Source organism: Bradyrhizobium canariense (genome assembly GCF_018130465.1).
Lineage (GTDB): Bacteria > Pseudomonadota > Alphaproteobacteria > Rhizobiales > Xanthobacteraceae > Bradyrhizobium > Bradyrhizobium canariense_C.
In genome coordinates, this window is record NZ_JAFCKJ010000001.1 from 927,617 (window position 1) to 942,995 (window position 15,379).

Here is a 15,379-nt window from a genome sequence, read left to right on the forward strand (position 1 = left end):
GCCATTTGACCAAGATATTGCTGGATCGGAATTATGCCGGGGAACGTGCTTTCCAAGGGTGAGGTATTCGTCATCGACACCGACGCCGCCTCCCGCGAACAATTGTCCACCGCGCTCCAACAGAGCGCCTACAACGTGATCTGCTTCGCCGACGGTGCGTCTCTGCTCTCGGAAGCCAAGGCGCGGATGCCGGCCTGCGTGCTGCTGGAGATGCCGCCTGATCGCTCCGGTCTCGACGTGCTCAAGCGCCTGCGCGAGGACAACTGCATGGCGCCGGTGCTGGTGACCGCGACAAACGGCAGCATCGCCATGGCGGTCGATGCCATCAAGAGCGGTGCGGCCGACTTCATCGAGAAGCCATTCCGCACCCGCGACATCGTCGATCGGATCGATGCCGCCATCGACGAGTTCGCGCAGCCCGGCTCCAACCGGCAGCGCTGGTTGCCCGGCTGCGAACCCCTGACCGCGCGAGAAGGCGACGTGCTCGAGCATCTTGCCGCCGGCCTGACCAACAAGGAGATCGCCCGGCGCATGCATCTGAGCGCGCGCACGGTCGAGGGTTATCGCGCCGGTATCCTGAAGAAGGCGGGCGCTAGGAATGTGACAGACTTGCTTCGCCGCATCTTCGGGCAGGGTTCGCCTCCCCAAATCTGAGAACCAAGATTAACGGCTTTGCTGCGGGACGATGACACGTTCCGCGGCCATGGTGCCGCCGCCGCGGCGCCCCACGGAAACCCCAATCGAACCAGTTCCTTTCCTGCCGCGTCCAACCTTGTTGGCGAGGCATTTGATCGCGCGCGTCCGGCTGGCGGTGCGGCGATATTGCAGGAGGGATTTCATGCGCATCACCGCAAGATGTTTGGCGACGACGAGCCTGGTTCTAGTGACCATGGCGACGGCGTTGCCGTCATGGGCCGCCGATGTGGACGCCACATCGACCATCGACACCGTCACCGTCTATCCGGATGGCGCCACCGTCACCCGCATCATCACAGTCGATCTGCCGTCCGGCGACTCGACGCTGATCGCCAGGGACTTCCCGCTCGCCCTCGATACGTCCTCCCTCCGGGTCGAGGGTGAAGGAGGCGCAAAACTCACCATCGGGACGATCGATGCGCGAACGCCGCGCGCAGCACCGGTCAACCTGCCCGAGCTTGAAAAGCGTATCGAGGCCCTGAACGACCAGCGCGCCGACCTGCAAGGCGCGATCGACTCGGCCAATGCGCGCCGCAAGTTCGCGGAGCACTTTGCAGAAGCTTCCCCCGTAGGCATCGGCGACAAGGGCGAGGCGCGTCCGATCGCCGAATGGCGCGCGGCCTTTGCTGCGGTCGGCGAGGAAGTTGCAAGTGCCGACGGCGCCGTCCGTGACGCCACGCGCAAGCTGCGCGAGATCGATCGTCAGATCGCCCAGCTCGAGGCCGAGCGCAAGGCCAAGCCGCCGAGCAAGCTCGAGGTTCGCATGGACCTCGCCGCGGCCGCCACAACGAAGGCGACGTTGCGGGTCACTTATAATGTGCGCAACGCGCGCTGGATGCCGCTCTATGATGCCCGGCTGGACACCGGTGCCAAGGATCGCAAGCCGCAAGTCGAGCTGGTCCGCCGCGCCGAGGTCACGCAATCGACCGGCGAGGACTGGTCGAACGTCGCGCTCGGCGTTTCCACGGTTCGCATCGGTCGGGGCGGCAGCGCGCCGGAGCTGAATTCGCTGGTTGCACAATATCCGCAAGTCCCGAAGCCGCGCGCGCTGGGTTCAGTCTCCGATACGGCAATGCCTGCGGCGGCACCGATGCAGCGAAAGATGGAAGCCCCCGCCTACGTCAGCAGATCCAGGGAAGATCTTGCGGAACGCGCCGAAGAACAGCAGGCGGTTGCCGAAATAGGCGATTTCCAGGCCACCTTCCGGATTCCCGGCCGCGTTAGCCTCGGCGCCGCCGAGGGCGCCAAGAGCCTGCGCATCACTTCGATGAACGTGCCCGTCGATCTCATGGTGCGCGCGGCACCGGTGATGGACCCGACCGCCTTCCTCGAAGCCAGCTTCAAGCAGACCGATGACGCGACACTGCTGCCGGGCAAGGTCGCGATCTATCGCGACGGCGTCTTCGTCGGCCGCGGCAAGCTCTCGGCCTCGGCCAAGGATGACATCGTGCGGCTCGGCTTCGGCGCCGACGACAAGATCAAGGTCGAGCGCGCCGTGCTCAAGCGCAACGAAGGTTCGGCCGGCCTCCTGGTGACAACGTCGAAGACCGACGAGCGCGCATTCAAGACCACCGTCCGCAATGGTCACGACTTCCCGATCAAGGTCGCGATCGAGGATCAGTTGCCGGTCAGCGAGAACGAGGACATCCTCGTCGAGATGTTGCCTGCGACCACGCCGCCGACCGCAAGCAACATCCGCGACCGGCGCGGCGTCCTGGAATGGTCGTTCGACGCCAAACCCGGTGAGGTCAAGGACATCAACTTCGCCTGGCGCATCCGCTGGCCGAAGGACAAGAGCATGGTGATCGTGCCGGCTGGCTAAATTCCCGCCACAGGCGGCGCCGCGCGCATCGATTGCGGCAGCACGTAAGGTACGCCGTCGTCAGCCTGATGGACGACGGCGTCGATCTCGAAGATGTCGCGGATGGCCTCGCGTGTGACGACATCGGCGCGCGGGCCGTCGGCGGCGAGCCGGCCGCGGTTCAGCACGACCAGCCGGTCGGCGAAGCGGATCGCGAGGTTGAGGTCGTGCAGGATCGCGATGACGGCGGTGCCGTCCGCCGCGCGGCGGCGCGCGGCTTCGACGAGGTCGATCTGGTGACGCAGATCGAGGCTCGATGTCGGCTCGTCCAAAAGCAAGAGTCCGGGGCCAAGCTCGGCCTCGCCGCAGGCGAGCTGGACCAGCACGCGGGCGAAATGGGTGCGCTGCTGCTCGCCGCCTGACAGCGTCGGCAATTGTCGTTCGCGGAAATGTTCGAGGCCCACCTCATGTAACGCGGCGTCGACAAGCCGTCCCGCATCGCCCGGGCTGCGGTCGCCCGCGCCCATCTGCACGATCTCCTCGACGGTGAAGGGGAAGGTGACGTTGATATGCTGGGACAGCATCGCGCGGCGCGCGGCGAGCTCGCGCGGCGTAAAACTGCGGATGTCGCGCTGCTTCAGCCGCACCTCGCCCTCGCTCGGGCGGAGATCGCCGGAGAGCAGCCGCAGCAGCGTCGACTTGCCGGCGCCGTTCGGGCCGACGATCGCGATCATCTCGCCGGCCCCCACGCTCAGGCCGACGCCATCGAGCAGCGTCGCGCGGCCGGCGCGCTTGCTTAAAGCTCGGGCTTCGATCACGGCGCTCATAGCGAGGCGAGCCCGCGTTGCCGCAGCAGGATGGCGAGGAAGACCGGGGCGCCGACTGCGGCGGTCAAAATGCCGATCGGCATCTCCGCCGGCGCCACGATGGTGCGCGCCAGCGTGTCGGCGCCGACCATCAGGATCGCGCCGAGCAGCACCGAGGCCGGTAGCAGCAGGCGGTGCGCCGGGCCGATGACGAGGCGCAACAAATGCGGCACGACGATGCCGACGAAGCCGATGACGCCGCTGATCGACACCGCGACGCCGGTCATGGCGGAGACCATGACGATCGAGATCCGCTTCAGACGCTCGACGTCGACGCCGCCGTGGAAGGCGTCGGCCTCGCCGAGCACCAGGAGATCGAGGCCGCGAGCAATGTAGGTGCAGGCCGCGAGCCCGGCGACCAGGATGGGCGCGAGCACGGCGGCCTTGGTCCAGGTCGCGCCGCTCATCGAGCCCAGCAGCCAGAACGTGATGTCGCGGAGTTGGCGGTCGTCGGCGACGAACACCAGCAGACCGATGCCGGCATTGGTGATCGCGGTGATGGCGACGCCGGCGAGCAGGAAGATCGCGATCGAGGTCCGCCCGGCGCGGCTGGAGATGCCGTAGAGGATCGCGGTCGTGACCAGCGATCCCGCGAAAGCAGCAAGTGGCAACAGCTCGGTCTGGAGGAAACGCAGCGTCTCGCCGAAGCGCGAATCGGTGAAGACGATGGCACTTGCGGCCGCGAGCGCGCCGCCGCTGGAGACGCCGACCAGCGCAGGATCGGCGAGCGGATTGCGAAACAGGCCCTGCATGATCGCGCCGGCCGCGGCGAGCAGGCCGCCGACCATCGCGGTCGCCGCGATCCGTGGGATGCGGATCGACCACAGCACGAGCTGGTCACGGGCGGTCATGGCATCGGCGGCTGCGTTGCCGGCAAAGCCGAGCGCGGCAGGCAGCCGCGAGAGGGGAATGCCGGCCGCGCCGACGGTCAGCGCAACGATCGCGGCGACTGCGAGCGCTGCGAGCAGCAGGGGAAGCGCAACCGACGCGAACCTGCGTCCCCTGCTGGTGCGTTGCCCGGTGCTATGCGCCCCGGTTCTGACCGCGACACTCATTGCCGGCAGTTCGCCGCCGACAGGGCCGAGGTGAACGTGCCGCCCCGGTCGCCCAATGCCGGATAGAGCCGGACGGAGAGATCACGCGCCGCCGCCGCGGTGCGCGGCCCGAAGCCGAGCAGATAGAGCCCGTCCATCGTGATAAAACTCTTGTTGGCCGCGACCGGCGTCAACGCGAAGCCCGGATGGGCATAGATCGCGTCGGCCTGGAGTGAGTCCTTGCCTCGTTCGATCGACAGCACGACATCGGGTTTCGCCGCGACGATCGCTTCGTCGCCGATGATCTTGTAGCCGTCGTAGTCGTCGACGGCGTTGGCGGCGCCCGCGAGCTGGATGATCTCGTCGGCAGCGGTGTTGTGACCGGCGACCATGGCGCGTCCGTTCTGGAGCGACATCACGAACATCACGCGGACCGGCTTCGTCACCCTGGCGCGCAGTGCGCGCAGCTGCGCGAGATCGGCGCCGACCGCGGCGCTCAGGCATTCGGCGCGCGCGTCGACGCCCATGGCATGGCCGACCAGTCTTATTTTCTCGATCAGGCCGTCCTCGGTGAAGGTCTCCGGCACCAGCACCAGCGGCACCTTCGCCGTCTCCAGCAGGTCCATGGTCTCGCGCGGGCCCGACCCCTGGATCGCCAGGATCAGCGTCGGGTTGAGGCCGAGCACGCCCTCGGCTGAAATCTGGCGCATGTAGCCGACATTGGGTTTGTCGTGCAGCGCCGCTGCTGGATAAAGGCTCGTGGTATCGACGCCGACCAGCCGGCTCTCGAGCCCGAGCGCATAGAGAATCTCGGTGATGGCGCCGCCGATCGAGATCGTCCGCGCGAAGTCGGCGACAGCGACATCGCGGTTGCGCGCGTCATGCACCGTGATGCCGGCGGCGTGCGCGCTGGACCCGAGCGTGATCGTGCCGGAGAGCAGGAGATTCGTGAGGGTGCGACAAAATGCCATTGCAGGTTACTTCGTCAGGATCAGCTTGTTCTGCGAGGTCAAACGGAGACGATAATTGTCCTCGCCATGCGCGATGATGATCTCGCGCTCGGCCGCAAACAGCTCGCGGCTGTCGATCCGGCTCCCTCGCATGGTGAGGGTTCTCGTTGTTGCAGAAGGGCTTTGAGTCGGCCCTGCCGCATCGCCGCCGCTGTCTCCGGACGTTGCTGACATGGTAAGTGTGATGCGCTTTCGAAATTTCAGATGCGTCTTGCTTGTATAGGCGGCGTGATGCGCATTCCAACGGCGACAATTTACAATCGATATAAACTGCAACCTGATGTCATTGACCGTCGAAGTGTTGCCACGTAACCAATTATGGCAGCGGACAGCTTGTCCGCGCCTTGAGAAAATCAGCCAGCCAGTCGTTCCCTTTGCGAACGCGCGCCAGCCAAACGACACCAAAAAAGTAAAGTGCAGGCTGGGGCTGATATGGCTGACGGGGCTAGGTATTCGCGCGCCCTCATTTTGGGCGCGTCGGTGGTTTCAATTGCGGCAGTGACGACGGGGAGCAGTCTCGCGCAGACGGCCCAGCCGCAGGTCGAAAGTGCGTCATCGGAACGGCCGAAGCAGGCCAAGCGCAAGCCCGCCAAGCCGCAAGTCGCGCAGCAGGCGGCGCCTGATGTCATGAACGCCCGCGCCCAGGCCGGCGGCACTGCACCGGTGCAGACGCTCGACACCATCACGGTCGCCGCAACCAAGACCCCGGAGCGCGCGATCGATGCGCTCGCACCGGTCAGCTCCGTTTCGCTCGACAAGATCCAGGGTCTGCAGCCAAACCGGCTGTCGGATGTCTTCTATGCGGTGCCCGGGGTGTCGTTCCAGGAGCGCGGCGACGATCCCGCGACCGTCATCAACGTCCGTGGCCTGCAGGATTTCGGGCGCGTCGCCGTGGTCGTCGACGGGGCGCGGCAGAACTATCAGCGCACCGGTCACAACGCGAACGGCTCGTTCTTCCTTGACCCTGAATTGATCGGCGGCCTCGACGTCGTCCGCGGCCCGACCGCCAATATCTACGGCTCCGGTGCAATCGGCGGCCTCGTCTCGTTCCGCACCAAGGACATCAACGACGTGCTGCGCCCCGGTGAGCGCTGGGGCGTCGATCTCTCCGGCTCGTACGGCTCCAACAACAACCGCGGCCTCGGTTCGGTATTCGGCGGCGTACGCGCCACGCCGGACGTCGATATCTTTGGCGGCGCGGTCTACCGCACGCAGGGAAACTACAAGGACGGCAACGGCACCGAGATCGGCAACACCGGCAACCAGGTCGAGAGCGGCCTGATGAAGCTCACCGTGCGGCCGGCCCTTGGCCACGAGGTCAAGTTCGGCGCCGTGTTCCAGGACTATCAGTACGATATCGGCCAGTTCAACCGGGGCCCTACTTCAACCCCCGCGTTGGTCGCTTTGAACCGAGGTTCGTCCGTCTACGCGTCCGATGCCAAAACCTACACCGGCACGATCACCTGGAACTATGCACTGCCAAGCGATAATCTGTTCGACTGGCACATGTCGGTCTACGGCAATCGCACTGACAACGACCAGACCAAGACCTATCACTACGGCACGACCGCGTCCGCCTATTGCAATGGCGGCTTCGGCAACAACGTCTCGGGCTGTGTCGGCGACAAGCGCGGCTATGTCCTCAATACGTACGGCGTCGATGCCAACAACACCACGCGCTTCAACGTCGGCGACTGGCGCAATGCGCTGACCTACGGCGTTGACGCGTTCCAGGACGACGTCGTCACGACCGACAGCCGCGGCAACTCCAACATCACCACGCCGAGCGGCATCCGCACCGTGTCGGGCGGCTTCCTGCAACTGAAGCAGAACTACGGCACCTGGTTCGAGGCGGTGAGCGCAATCCGTTACGACCGCTACAATCTGCAGTCGGGCAATACCAGCACCGGCGGCGACCGCTTTTCGCCGAAGATCACCCTCGGCGTCACGCCGGTGGCCGGCTTCCAGCCCTATGTCAGCTATGCCGAAGGCTACCGCGCACCCTCGATCACCGAGACCGTGATCTCGGGCGCGCATGCGACCGGCGGCGGACCGGCTTTCTTTCCCTGCCCTGATGGGACCAGCGGCCTGTTCTGCTTCCTGCCCAACCCGAACCTTCGTCCTGAAGTCGGCAAGAACAAGGAAGTGGGCGTCAATCTGAAATATGACGGCATCTTCGCCGCGTCCGACTCGTTCCGCGGTAAGATCAACCTGTTCCGCAATGACGTCAGCGACTACATCGACCTCGTTCCTTCGACGCCGGTTGCGACGCCGTTCGGTTTGCTCAGCCAGTACTACCAGTATCAGAACATCGCGCAGGCCCGCATCCAGGGTTTCGAGGCCGAGACCATGTACGATGCCGGCGGCTGGTTCGTCGGCGTCGCCGGACACTACATCCAGGGCAAGAACGTCGCGACCAATGTCGGGCTCGCGACCATCACCCCGCGCAAGGTCGTCACGACCGGCGGTGTCCGCCTGCTCGATCGTACCCTGATCCTGACGGCGCAGTGGGCTTCGTTCGGCCCCAACAACGACGTCCCCGCCGGTTATCTGCCTGCGACCGGATACGAACTGGTCAACCTGTACCTGACCTACAACGCGACCAGGGACATCGTGTTCTCGGCCTCGATCGACAACCTCTTGAACCAGTACTACCGGCCCTACGCCATTCCCGGCAGCTCGACCGACGGCACCACGCAGAATGACGTGCTGTGGTCGAGCCCGGGGCCGGGCAGGGTCTACAAGGCGGGCCTGAAGATTCACTTTGGAGGCGCCTAGCCGCAGGCATCGCAACACCATCAATCTCCGCCGGGCCGCGTTGATGCTCCAGCGCGGTTTCGGCGCGTTTTCGTCTTGATAAGAAGGAGAGACTTTATGTTCATCGCTATGAACCGCTTCCAGGTGAAGAAGGGCGCGGAGACCGCATTCGAAACCGTCTGGGCTACCCGCGAATCCTATCTCGGCAGCATGCCGGGCTTCGTCGAGTTTCATCTCTTGAAGGGCCCCGAGGCCGAGGACCACACGCTCTATTCCTCCCACACCACCTGGATCGACAAGGCGGCGTTCGAGGCCTGGACGCGCTCGGACCAATTTCGCCGTGCCCATGCCCGCGCGGACAATCCGACCGGCGAGAGCCTCTATCTCGGTCATCCCAAGTTCGAGGGCTTCGAGGTGATCCAGAGCGAGCGCAAGGCGGCGGCTGCCTGAGGCGGACGAACACGAAAGGAGCCGGACATGCTGAGCACCGATCTCGCCGATCTCAAGGCGTATATGGCCGACAATCCCGGCGCGGTGATCGAGGACGTCGCGCGCGAGCGCAAGGTCACGCCGCGCGCAGTGATCGAGGCGCTGCCGTCGTCGATGGTTCGGGTGGGTGGCGGCGAGCATTTCGCCGCCGCCATGCAGGACATCGCCGGGTGGGGTGAGGTGACGCTGATCGTCCACACGGATGACGCGATCTTCGAATTCACGGGCGCAATTCCCGCGGGCGAGATCGGCCGCGGCTATTTCAACCTGATGCAGCCGAAAGGATTGCACGGTCATCTCCGCCACGAGCGCTGTGCGGCCGTTGCTTTCGTCGAGCGTCCGTTCATGGGCAAGACGTCCGCCTTCGTCGCGTTCGTCAACGCGGACGGCGGCATCATGTTCAAGGTCTTCGTCGGCCGCGACGAGAACCGGGCACTGCGCGCGGACCAGCTTGTGCGGTTCCGGCAGCTTGCGGATCGGATCGCGGCGCAGCCCGCGACATAGCTTCCTTTTGTCTGTCGGGAGATCAGGATGCAGGGCAATTCCAGGCTGCGGCACGCGATCGTGACCATCGTGCTGGCGCTCGCGCCGGCGCCCGCCTTTGCTATCGACGAGGTGCTGTTGCCGCGCAATTTGTCGCCCTGGGGGATGTTCCTCGGCGCTGACATCATCGTGAAGGCGGTGATGGCGGGGCTCGCCATCGCCTCGCTGGCGACGTGGACGGTCTGGCTCGCCAAGACCATCGAGCTACGGCGCAAGGGGGCGCTCGCCTTGCAGCGGACGCGCGCGCTCGAAGGCAACGTCACGATGGCCGACGCAGCCGCACGGGCCGGCGACGCCCATGACGCCGTCGCCCAGCTGATCCAGTCCTGCGCCAAGGAAGCAGAGCTCTCCGGCGGCATCCTCGACGATGGCCTTCAGGAGCGCGTGGCGTTGCGGCTGGAGCGGGTCGAAGCCGCGATGTCGCGGCAGATTGCGCGCGGCACCGGCGTGCTCGCGACCATCGGCGCCACGGCGCCGTTCGTCGGCCTGTTCGGCACCGTCTGGGGCATCATGAACGCCTTCATCGGCATCTCCGAGAGCCACACCACGAGCCTCGCAGTGGTCGCGCCCGGCATCGCCGAAGCACTGCTCGCCACCGCGCTCGGCCTCGTCGCCGCTATCCCGGCGGTCGTGATCTACAACCATCTGGTCCGCGGCATCGCCAATTACCGCGCGCTGCTGGGCGATGCCTCGGCGCAGCTCATGTTGCTGGTGAGCCGGCAGCGCGACCACAGAGAGTTCCGCATGGCGCGGGCGGCGGAGTAGGCCATGGCCGCGAAGCTCGGCGCACGGTCGGGATCGCCGCTCAAGCGCGGCGACCCTGACGATCTCGATGTCACCCATGAGATCAACGTCACGCCGTTCATCGACGTGATGCTGGTGCTCCTGATCATCTTCATGGTGGCCGCCCCACTCGCCACCGTCGATATCGGCGTTGAGCTGCCGGCGACCGCGGCCGAGCCGGCCCCGCGGCCGGACAAGCCGGTCTTCCTCACCGTGAAGCCGGATCTCTCGATCGCTGTCGGAGAGGACGTCGTCGCCCGTGATGCGCTTGGTGCCTCGCTCGAGGCCGCCACCAAGGGCCGCAAGGACGAGCGCATTTATCTGCGCGCCGACAAGGCCGTCCCCTATGGCGACCTGATGGAGGTGATGAACAGCTTGCGCAATGCCGGCTATCTGAAGGTCGCGCTGGTCGGCCTCGACGGGCGCAGTTGATGGCCGCGAACGCCTTTGCCCTGCACGAGCCGCTTGGCGAGCGCGAGGGCGCACGATGGAGCCTATCGGCAGCGGTGATCGTGGCGTTGCACGTCGCGGCCGCGCTTCTTGCGATGAGCTGGCTCAGGTCACAGCCCGAGCAGGGCGTCAGCCTGCCGGCGATCATGATCGACATGGCGCCGGTGACGTCGGCACCGCAGTCGGTGCAGGACGACGCTGTGCCGGGACCGGTGATGCAGCAGGCGGACGCCTCGCCGCCGGAGCCGGTGCAGCAGCAGGCCGTCGAGGAGACCATCGCGCCGACGCCGTCGCAGGAGAAGCCGGACGTCGCGCCGCCGGAGCGGAAGCTCGAGCCGACACCGGCGAGGCCCGAGCCGGCGAAGATCGTGCCGGTCGAAAAGCCTGCGCCGGCGAAGCCGAAGCCGGTCCGTCGCGAGGCCAGGAAGCCGTCGGAGGCGATGCCCGCACCGCGCACCAGCGCTCCGCCGCGCGCCGAGCGTGAGGCGCCGATGGCATCGGCCATGAGCGCCGGCGCGGTGGCCTCCGCGATCGCTTCCTATAATCAGCGCGTCCGCGCGCATCTGATGCGCTTCCACCAGTATCCGGCCGGCGGCGGCGGTCAGCGCGGCGTTGCGAGGCTCAGCTTCACGGTCAGCCGGAGCGGGCAGGTCACGTCGAGCCGGCTCAGCGGCTCGTCCGGTGTTGCCGCGTTCGACGCCCAGGCCATGTCGATGGTCCGCCAAGCCTCGCCGTTTCCGCCGATCCCGGACGAGATCAAGAACGGCGCGATGAGCTTTACGATTCCGGTGGAGTTTACGGTGAGGTAGGCCCTCCGCTGTCATGCCCCGCGAAGGCGGGGCATCCAGTACTCCGCGGCCTTTCGGTATCAAAGAGGGGCCGCGGCGTACTGGATCGCCCGGTCAAGCCGGGCGATGACCGTGTTGAGAGTCCGGCGTCACTTCGCCTTCAGGAAGTCCGCGACATCGAGCAGCATGAACTCGTCGTCGTCGGCCTTGTTGGGATCGCGGCTGGACGAGAACGGCAGATTGTTGTCGTTGCCGACGATGATGTGGGTTTCGTCGACCCGGTCGACGTTCTCGATGGTGAAGAACGGGAAGGTGTAGACGCCGTCGTTGAGCGGCTTCCTCGCCTTCTTGTCGGGGTCCTGGATCTTCAGGAGGTCGATATAGCCGATCTTGCGCACGGGCTTGCCGACATTGGCGTCGGTGAGCTCGATCTTGTAGACGCGCTTGAACTTGGCCACGTCAGGGAAGCAGTTCTCGCCGCGGGTGCCTTGCGGGCAGGCCTTGTCGGGCGTGCCTTCGCCATTGTCGCGCTCGATGATGAGGCCGCTCGCCGGGTCGATCATGTTGAAGTCGCCGATGGCATTGCCGTTCTGCTCGAACACATATTGCCAGTAGCGGCCGGTGAACTTCTCCGCGGCGACGTCGAATTCGAGGATGCGCGAGGCTTCCTTGCCGTCGACCTTCTCCCAGTCCTTCTTGTCGGCATCCCACAGCGGGCCCTCGAGCAGGCCGTAGAGGAACTTGCCGTCCTTGGACGACGCGAAGCCCTCATAACCCTTGGAGCGTCGGAGGTTGACGTTGGTGTAGGTCGCGCCCGGGGCGCCCGGCGTCGCCACGGCCCAATGGTCCGGCGAGCGCACCGGCTTGCCGTCGGCGATCGTCTCGAATACGCCCAGGATCTTGCCGGTCTTGTCGGCCTTCAGGATGTAGGGGCCGAACTCGTCGCCGATCCAGAAGGTGTCGCCGATGATCTGAAAACCTTCGGTGTCGAAGTCGGAGCCGGTGAGGTAGCGCTTTTGCGTGTCCTCATGGACGATGCGGAAGGGGACCTTCTTGTCGGGATCGTGCAGGAAGATGGTTTCCTGACGCTCGATCTTGCCGTTCGCCCAATCCATCTTGTAACGGTTCAGGTACAGCATCGAATCCGGCGAGTTGGCACGCGCGCCCATGCCGTTGTCGGTGATCACCCAGTAGCTGCCGTCGGGCATATGCTTGATGCCGGAGTGGCCCTGCAGCGGCTGGCCCTTGAACGGCAGCGACACGCCGGTCGGACGCTCATAGGACTTGCCCATCACCGTGCCGAGTGCGTCGACGCGCTTGCCGGTGGTGTATTTGCCGGATGTCTTGAGATCGGCGGGGGCGTCGGCCGGCGCGTCGATGAACGTGGCAGCTGGCATCACCACGTGGCCGGCGAGCTTGGCGGGGAATTCGCCTTCGCTCTGCGCGAGCGCGGAGCCCGCAGTGAGAATGATCATTGCGACGGTGCTGAGAAAAGTCGCGCGCATGTGCGTCTCCTGTTAACGGAGGCCGTCTTATGCGGACCGCGTGTTGCAGTTTTGTGAAACCGGGCCAAACGCCGCGGCCGCGGGCTATTTCGTTACCGGCGCAGGTGACGGCGCCGGGTTTTGGTGCAGCGGAATCTCGAAGCTGACCGTCCTGCTGTCGATCACGCGGTGCGTCGGATCGGCCAGCTCGAACAGTATCTTGTGCGGGCCCGGCTTCAGCCCGACCACGATCACGGTCTCGCCACTGGCATCGACAAAATGCCACGGCGCATCGTCGACCGTGATATGGACGTGGCCGATACGCGGCGACACGTCGAGCGCGCCCTTGCCGAACACCGGCACGACGCGGAGATTTTCAGTCGTGTACTGGATGAAGACGAGGCCCTGCGCCAATTGTTTGGCAAGCGGCGGATCGACGATCAGCCGGGCGGGCGCCTCGTTTTCGATCGCGACCAGCGGTGACGGGCCGCGCACATCTCTGGCGGTTTGGGCGACGGCGGCCGCTGCAAACAATGTGGAGGCCGCCAGAACGGCCATGCAGTCGAGGGCGGCATACATGTCCATTCCTTCCGAATGATCAAGCGATCTTGCGGGAGAGGAAGTCGCGGATCAGCGGGACCATTTCGTCGAACTTGTCCTCGAGCGCGAAATGGCCGGTATTGACGAGGTGAAACTCCACCTGCGGCAGGTCGCGCTTGTAGGGATGGGCGCCGTCGGCGGGGAAGATGAAATCGTTCTTCCCCAGACGATCAGTGTCGGCGGCTGGTGCTTGCGGAAATAGGCCTGCACCGCGGGATACAGCGGCAGATTGGTCCGGTAATCGTAGAACATATCCATCTGGATCTCGCTGTTGCTGGGACGGTCGAGCAGCGCCTGATCCTGAACCCAGTTGTCGGGTGAAATCCGGCTCACGTCGGACATGCCGTCGGTGTACTGGAATTTCGTTATCTCGGGCGTGACCAGCTTCATCAACGCCTGGCGGCTCGCATCGGACCCGTCGTTCCAGTATTTCTTGATCGGGTCCCAGAATTCCTTCAATCCCTCGTCATAGGCGTTGCCGTTCTGCACGATCAGGCCGCTGATGCGCTCTGGATTCTTGAGCGCCAGGCGCCAGCCCACGGGAGCGCCGTAATCCATGACATACATCGCATAGCGGGTGACGCCGAGCTGGTCGAGCAGGCCGCCAACAAGCTCGCCGAAGCGATCGAATGTGTATTTGAATGTCGCGCGCGGCGGCATGTCGCTCTGGCCGTAACCGGGATAGTCCGGAGCGATCACGTGGTAGCGGTCCGCGAGCGCGGGGATCAGGTTACGGAACATGTGCGAGGAAGTTGGAAAGCCGTGCAACAGCAGCACCACCGGTGCATCCTTCGGCCCGGCTTCACGGTAGAAGATCTTGATGCCATCTACGGTCGCGGTTCGATGATAGGTGACCGGATAGGCGCTGGCGGCGGCGTGTTCGTCGCGCTCCGGCTTCGCGGATGCTGCCGTCGAAGCAACTGCGACAGCTGCTCCGGACAACCCCATAACGAGACGGCGGCGATCGAGGAGCGCGGGCTTGCGGGAGGTCTCTGCGGTTTCCATGTCAATGTCCTTTCAAAACGATGAGTTCGCCGACGGCAGCGAGGGATTTTTTAAACGCCCTGGTAGACCAGCCGGGTGAAGAAGCCGGGATCGATCACGAACTGACCCCATATCGCGTCGAACGCTGCGGTCGGCTTCGCCGCGACGGTTTCGTCGCGCGTTCGTCCTTGCTTCTTGAGCCGGGCGACGTTGTCGCGGATTCCGCCGAGCATGTCGCGAAAGGCCTGGAACTCGGCTTTGTTGCTGACCGGCTTGCCATGCCCTGCGATGACAATCGTGTCCTTGTCCATCGCCGCGAGATTGGCGTCGCATGCAGCGATCATCCCGTCGATGCTGCCGCCGGTCGAATAGTCGATGAACGGATAGATGCCGTTCCAGAACATATCGGCGACGTGAACGACGTTGGCGTCTGTGAAGGTGACGGAGATGTCGCTGTCGGTGTGCGCAGGTCCGTAATATTTCAGATCGATCGAGGTTCCGTTGAGCTTGAGCGCGTGGCTGCCGGCAAAGACTTCACTGGGGATTCCGCCCGCACCGAGCGGAAGAAAATTATAATCCCAGTCCTCGACGCGCTCGACTTGGAGGAGATGCTTTCGGGTGTTTTCGTGCGCAATGATCCTGGCACCGGCTGCATGCAGCCATTCGTTGCCGTCGGCGTGATCGAAATGCCAGTGGGTGTTGACGAGGTGGGTGACGGGATCGGCGCCGAGATCGGTCAGCGCTTTGGTAAGCTGGGGTCGTGAGACACGGATGCCCGCATCGATCAGCACCTTGCCGTCGGGGCCGGTCAGGACGGCAATGTTGCCGCCGGAGCCTTCCAGCACGGTGATGTTGTTTCGGAGCTTGTGCGTGACGATCGGCGATACCGCAGCACTGTCCTTGATCAGGCTGACGATGCCTCGCGCTTCGGCGTAGGCTTGCCGGGGGGTAAGCCATCCCGCGGTGGCGGCGAACGTCGCGCCGCCGACGCAACACAGGCAAAACCCGCGTCGAGATAACGAGGCGACTTTTGGCGAACTCATGCAATTCCCGCTTTCTGAAGCGACAATCGACGGCGCCAATAATCGCCCCCG

16 protein-coding genes and 1 pseudogene are annotated in these 15,379 nt (G+C 65.0%); 8 read left to right on the forward strand and 9 right to left on the reverse strand.

Annotated elements, in window-relative coordinates; translation table 11 throughout:
* Positions 1 to 33 precede the first annotated feature (33 nt).
* Positions 34 to 654, forward strand: a complete 621-nt coding sequence (locus tag JQ591_RS04085; protein ID WP_211394738.1) for a response regulator transcription factor — start codon at positions 34 to 36, stop codon at positions 652 to 654.
* A 9-nt stretch (positions 655 to 663) separates the two neighbouring features.
* Here the strand turns inward: JQ591_RS04085 and JQ591_RS04090 are convergent, their stop codons facing one another.
* The gene (locus tag JQ591_RS04090) at positions 664 to 942 is read right to left on the reverse strand and encodes a hypothetical protein (RefSeq protein WP_211394817.1); all 279 of its coding nucleotides are present in this window, start codon (positions 940 to 942) and stop codon (positions 664 to 666) included.
* On the opposite strand from JQ591_RS04090, the gene JQ591_RS04095 reads away from it, so the two are divergent.
* Entirely contained in the window at positions 839 to 2,518 is a 1,680-nt protein-coding gene (locus JQ591_RS04095) for a mucoidy inhibitor MuiA family protein (protein ID WP_211394739.1), read from the forward strand. The two genes, JQ591_RS04090 and JQ591_RS04095, sit on opposite strands and share 104 nt — an antisense overlap.
* On the opposite strand, the gene JQ591_RS04100 is transcribed toward JQ591_RS04095, so the two are convergent.
* The 4 genes from JQ591_RS04100 to JQ591_RS35220 are packed head-to-tail and all read right to left on the reverse strand — an operon-like array spanning position 2,515 to position 5,581.
* Positions 2,515 to 3,324: a heme ABC transporter ATP-binding protein gene (locus JQ591_RS04100; RefSeq protein ID WP_211394740.1), complete on the reverse strand. Its 810-nt coding sequence runs from the start codon at positions 3,322 to 3,324 to the stop codon at positions 2,515 to 2,517. The two genes, JQ591_RS04095 and JQ591_RS04100, sit on opposite strands and share 4 nt — an antisense overlap.
* Positions 3,321 to 4,418 (reverse strand): FecCD family ABC transporter permease, encoded by a 1,098-nt coding sequence (locus tag JQ591_RS04105; RefSeq protein ID WP_211394741.1) that lies wholly within the window; start codon positions 4,416 to 4,418, stop codon positions 3,321 to 3,323. Before JQ591_RS04105 ends, JQ591_RS04100 begins: the two co-directional genes overlap by 4 nt.
* Positions 4,415 to 5,368 carry a heme/hemin ABC transporter substrate-binding protein gene (locus tag JQ591_RS04110; protein ID WP_211394742.1) on the reverse strand — a complete coding sequence of 318 codons (954 nt, stop codon included), beginning with the start codon at positions 5,366 to 5,368 and terminating at the stop codon, positions 4,415 to 4,417. The genes JQ591_RS04105 and JQ591_RS04110 overlap by 4 nt, the downstream gene beginning before the upstream one ends.
* A gap of 6 nt (positions 5,369 to 5,374) precedes the next feature.
* A complete protein-coding gene (locus JQ591_RS35220; protein WP_249136489.1) occupies positions 5,375 to 5,581 on the reverse strand; it encodes a hemin uptake protein HemP in 207 nt (68 codons plus the stop codon).
* 258 nt (positions 5,582 to 5,839) lie between these two features.
* Here JQ591_RS35220 and JQ591_RS04120 point away from each other — a divergent pair, with 258 nt between their 5' ends.
* The 6 genes from JQ591_RS04120 (at position 5,840) to JQ591_RS04145 (ending at position 11,238) form a co-directional block, all read left to right on the forward strand.
* Complete coding sequence (locus JQ591_RS04120; RefSeq protein WP_211394743.1) at positions 5,840 to 8,185, forward strand: TonB-dependent hemoglobin/transferrin/lactoferrin family receptor; 2,346 nt, start codon at positions 5,840 to 5,842, stop codon at positions 8,183 to 8,185.
* A gap of 96 nt (positions 8,186 to 8,281) precedes the next feature.
* Entirely contained in the window at positions 8,282 to 8,614 is a 333-nt protein-coding gene (locus JQ591_RS04125; RefSeq protein ID WP_211394744.1) for an antibiotic biosynthesis monooxygenase family protein, read from the forward strand.
* A gap of 27 nt (positions 8,615 to 8,641) precedes the next feature.
* Positions 8,642 to 9,157, forward strand: a complete 516-nt coding sequence (gene hutX, locus JQ591_RS04130) for a heme utilization cystosolic carrier protein HutX (RefSeq protein ID WP_211394745.1) — start codon at positions 8,642 to 8,644, stop codon at positions 9,155 to 9,157.
* A 27-nt stretch (positions 9,158 to 9,184) separates the two neighbouring features.
* Positions 9,185 to 9,961 carry a tonB-system energizer ExbB gene (gene exbB, locus JQ591_RS04135; RefSeq protein WP_211394746.1) on the forward strand — a complete coding sequence of 259 codons (777 nt, stop codon included), beginning with the start codon at positions 9,185 to 9,187 and terminating at the stop codon, positions 9,959 to 9,961.
* Between the two features lie 3 nt (positions 9,962 to 9,964).
* Positions 9,965 to 10,411, forward strand: coding sequence for a TonB system transport protein ExbD (exbD, locus tag JQ591_RS04140; RefSeq protein ID WP_211394747.1), 447 nt, complete (start codon positions 9,965 to 9,967; stop codon positions 10,409 to 10,411).
* Positions 10,411 to 11,238, forward strand: a complete 828-nt coding sequence (locus JQ591_RS04145; protein ID WP_211394748.1) for an energy transducer TonB — start codon at positions 10,411 to 10,413, stop codon at positions 11,236 to 11,238. The genes exbD and JQ591_RS04145 overlap by 1 nt, the downstream gene beginning before the upstream one ends.
* A 128-nt stretch (positions 11,239 to 11,366) precedes the next feature.
* Here JQ591_RS04145 and JQ591_RS04150 read toward each other — a convergent pair whose 3' ends face one another.
* The 4 genes and pseudogenes from JQ591_RS04150 to JQ591_RS04165 all read right to left on the reverse strand — a co-directional run bounded on the left by JQ591_RS04150 (position 11,367) and on the right by JQ591_RS04165 (position 15,328).
* On the reverse strand, positions 11,367 to 12,722 hold the full coding sequence (locus JQ591_RS04150) for an esterase-like activity of phytase family protein (RefSeq protein ID WP_211394749.1): 1,356 nt from the start codon (positions 12,720 to 12,722) through the stop codon (positions 11,367 to 11,369).
* A gap of 84 nt (positions 12,723 to 12,806) precedes the next feature.
* A complete protein-coding gene (locus JQ591_RS04155; protein WP_211394750.1) occupies positions 12,807 to 13,280 on the reverse strand; it encodes a DUF6130 family protein in 474 nt (157 codons plus the stop codon).
* A 19-nt stretch (positions 13,281 to 13,299) separates the two neighbouring features.
* Positions 13,300 to 14,306 (reverse strand): annotated as a pseudogene (locus tag JQ591_RS04160) (alpha/beta fold hydrolase).
* A gap of 50 nt (positions 14,307 to 14,356) precedes the next feature.
* Positions 14,357 to 15,328 (reverse strand): MBL fold metallo-hydrolase, encoded by a 972-nt coding sequence (locus JQ591_RS04165; RefSeq protein WP_211394751.1) that lies wholly within the window; start codon positions 15,326 to 15,328, stop codon positions 14,357 to 14,359.
* Positions 15,329 to 15,379: the final 51 nt, after the last annotated feature.

Bases quoted from the DNA above. Each gene is read 5' to 3' on its own strand.
- JQ591_RS04105 (WP_211394741.1), bottom strand. From the start codon at position 4,418: ATGAGTGTCGCGGTCAGAACCGGGGCGCATAGCACCGGGCAACGCACC.
- JQ591_RS04125 (WP_211394744.1), top strand. From the start codon at position 8,282: ATGTTCATCGCTATGAACCGCTTCCAGGTGAAGAAGGGCGCGGAGACC.
- JQ591_RS04085 (WP_211394738.1), top strand. From the start codon at position 34: ATGCCGGGGAACGTGCTTTCCAAGGGTGAGGTATTCGTCATCGACACC.
- hutX (WP_211394745.1), top strand. From the start codon at position 8,642: ATGCTGAGCACCGATCTCGCCGATCTCAAGGCGTATATGGCCGACAAT.
- exbB (WP_211394746.1), top strand. From the start codon at position 9,185: ATGCAGGGCAATTCCAGGCTGCGGCACGCGATCGTGACCATCGTGCTG.
- JQ591_RS04100 (WP_211394740.1), bottom strand. From the start codon at position 3,324: ATGAGCGCCGTGATCGAAGCCCGAGCTTTAAGCAAGCGCGCCGGCCGC.
- JQ591_RS04155 (WP_211394750.1), bottom strand. From the start codon at position 13,280: ATGTATGCCGCCCTCGACTGCATGGCCGTTCTGGCGGCCTCCACATTG.
- JQ591_RS04145 (WP_211394748.1), top strand. From the start codon at position 10,411: ATGGCCGCGAACGCCTTTGCCCTGCACGAGCCGCTTGGCGAGCGCGAG.
- JQ591_RS04150 (WP_211394749.1), bottom strand. From the start codon at position 12,722: ATGCGCGCGACTTTTCTCAGCACCGTCGCAATGATCATTCTCACTGCG.
- exbD (WP_211394747.1), top strand. From the start codon at position 9,965: ATGGCCGCGAAGCTCGGCGCACGGTCGGGATCGCCGCTCAAGCGCGGC.
- JQ591_RS04165 (WP_211394751.1), bottom strand. From the start codon at position 15,328: ATGAGTTCGCCAAAAGTCGCCTCGTTATCTCGACGCGGGTTTTGCCTG.
- JQ591_RS35220 (WP_249136489.1), bottom strand. From the start codon at position 5,581: ATGTCAGCAACGTCCGGAGACAGCGGCGGCGATGCGGCAGGGCCGACT.
- JQ591_RS04110 (WP_211394742.1), bottom strand. From the start codon at position 5,368: ATGGCATTTTGTCGCACCCTCACGAATCTCCTGCTCTCCGGCACGATC.
- JQ591_RS04120 (WP_211394743.1), top strand. From the start codon at position 5,840: ATGGCTGACGGGGCTAGGTATTCGCGCGCCCTCATTTTGGGCGCGTCG.
- JQ591_RS04090 (WP_211394817.1), bottom strand. From the start codon at position 942: ATGGTCGATGTGGCGTCCACATCGGCGGCCCATGACGGCAACGCCGTC.
- JQ591_RS04095 (WP_211394739.1), top strand. From the start codon at position 839: ATGCGCATCACCGCAAGATGTTTGGCGACGACGAGCCTGGTTCTAGTG.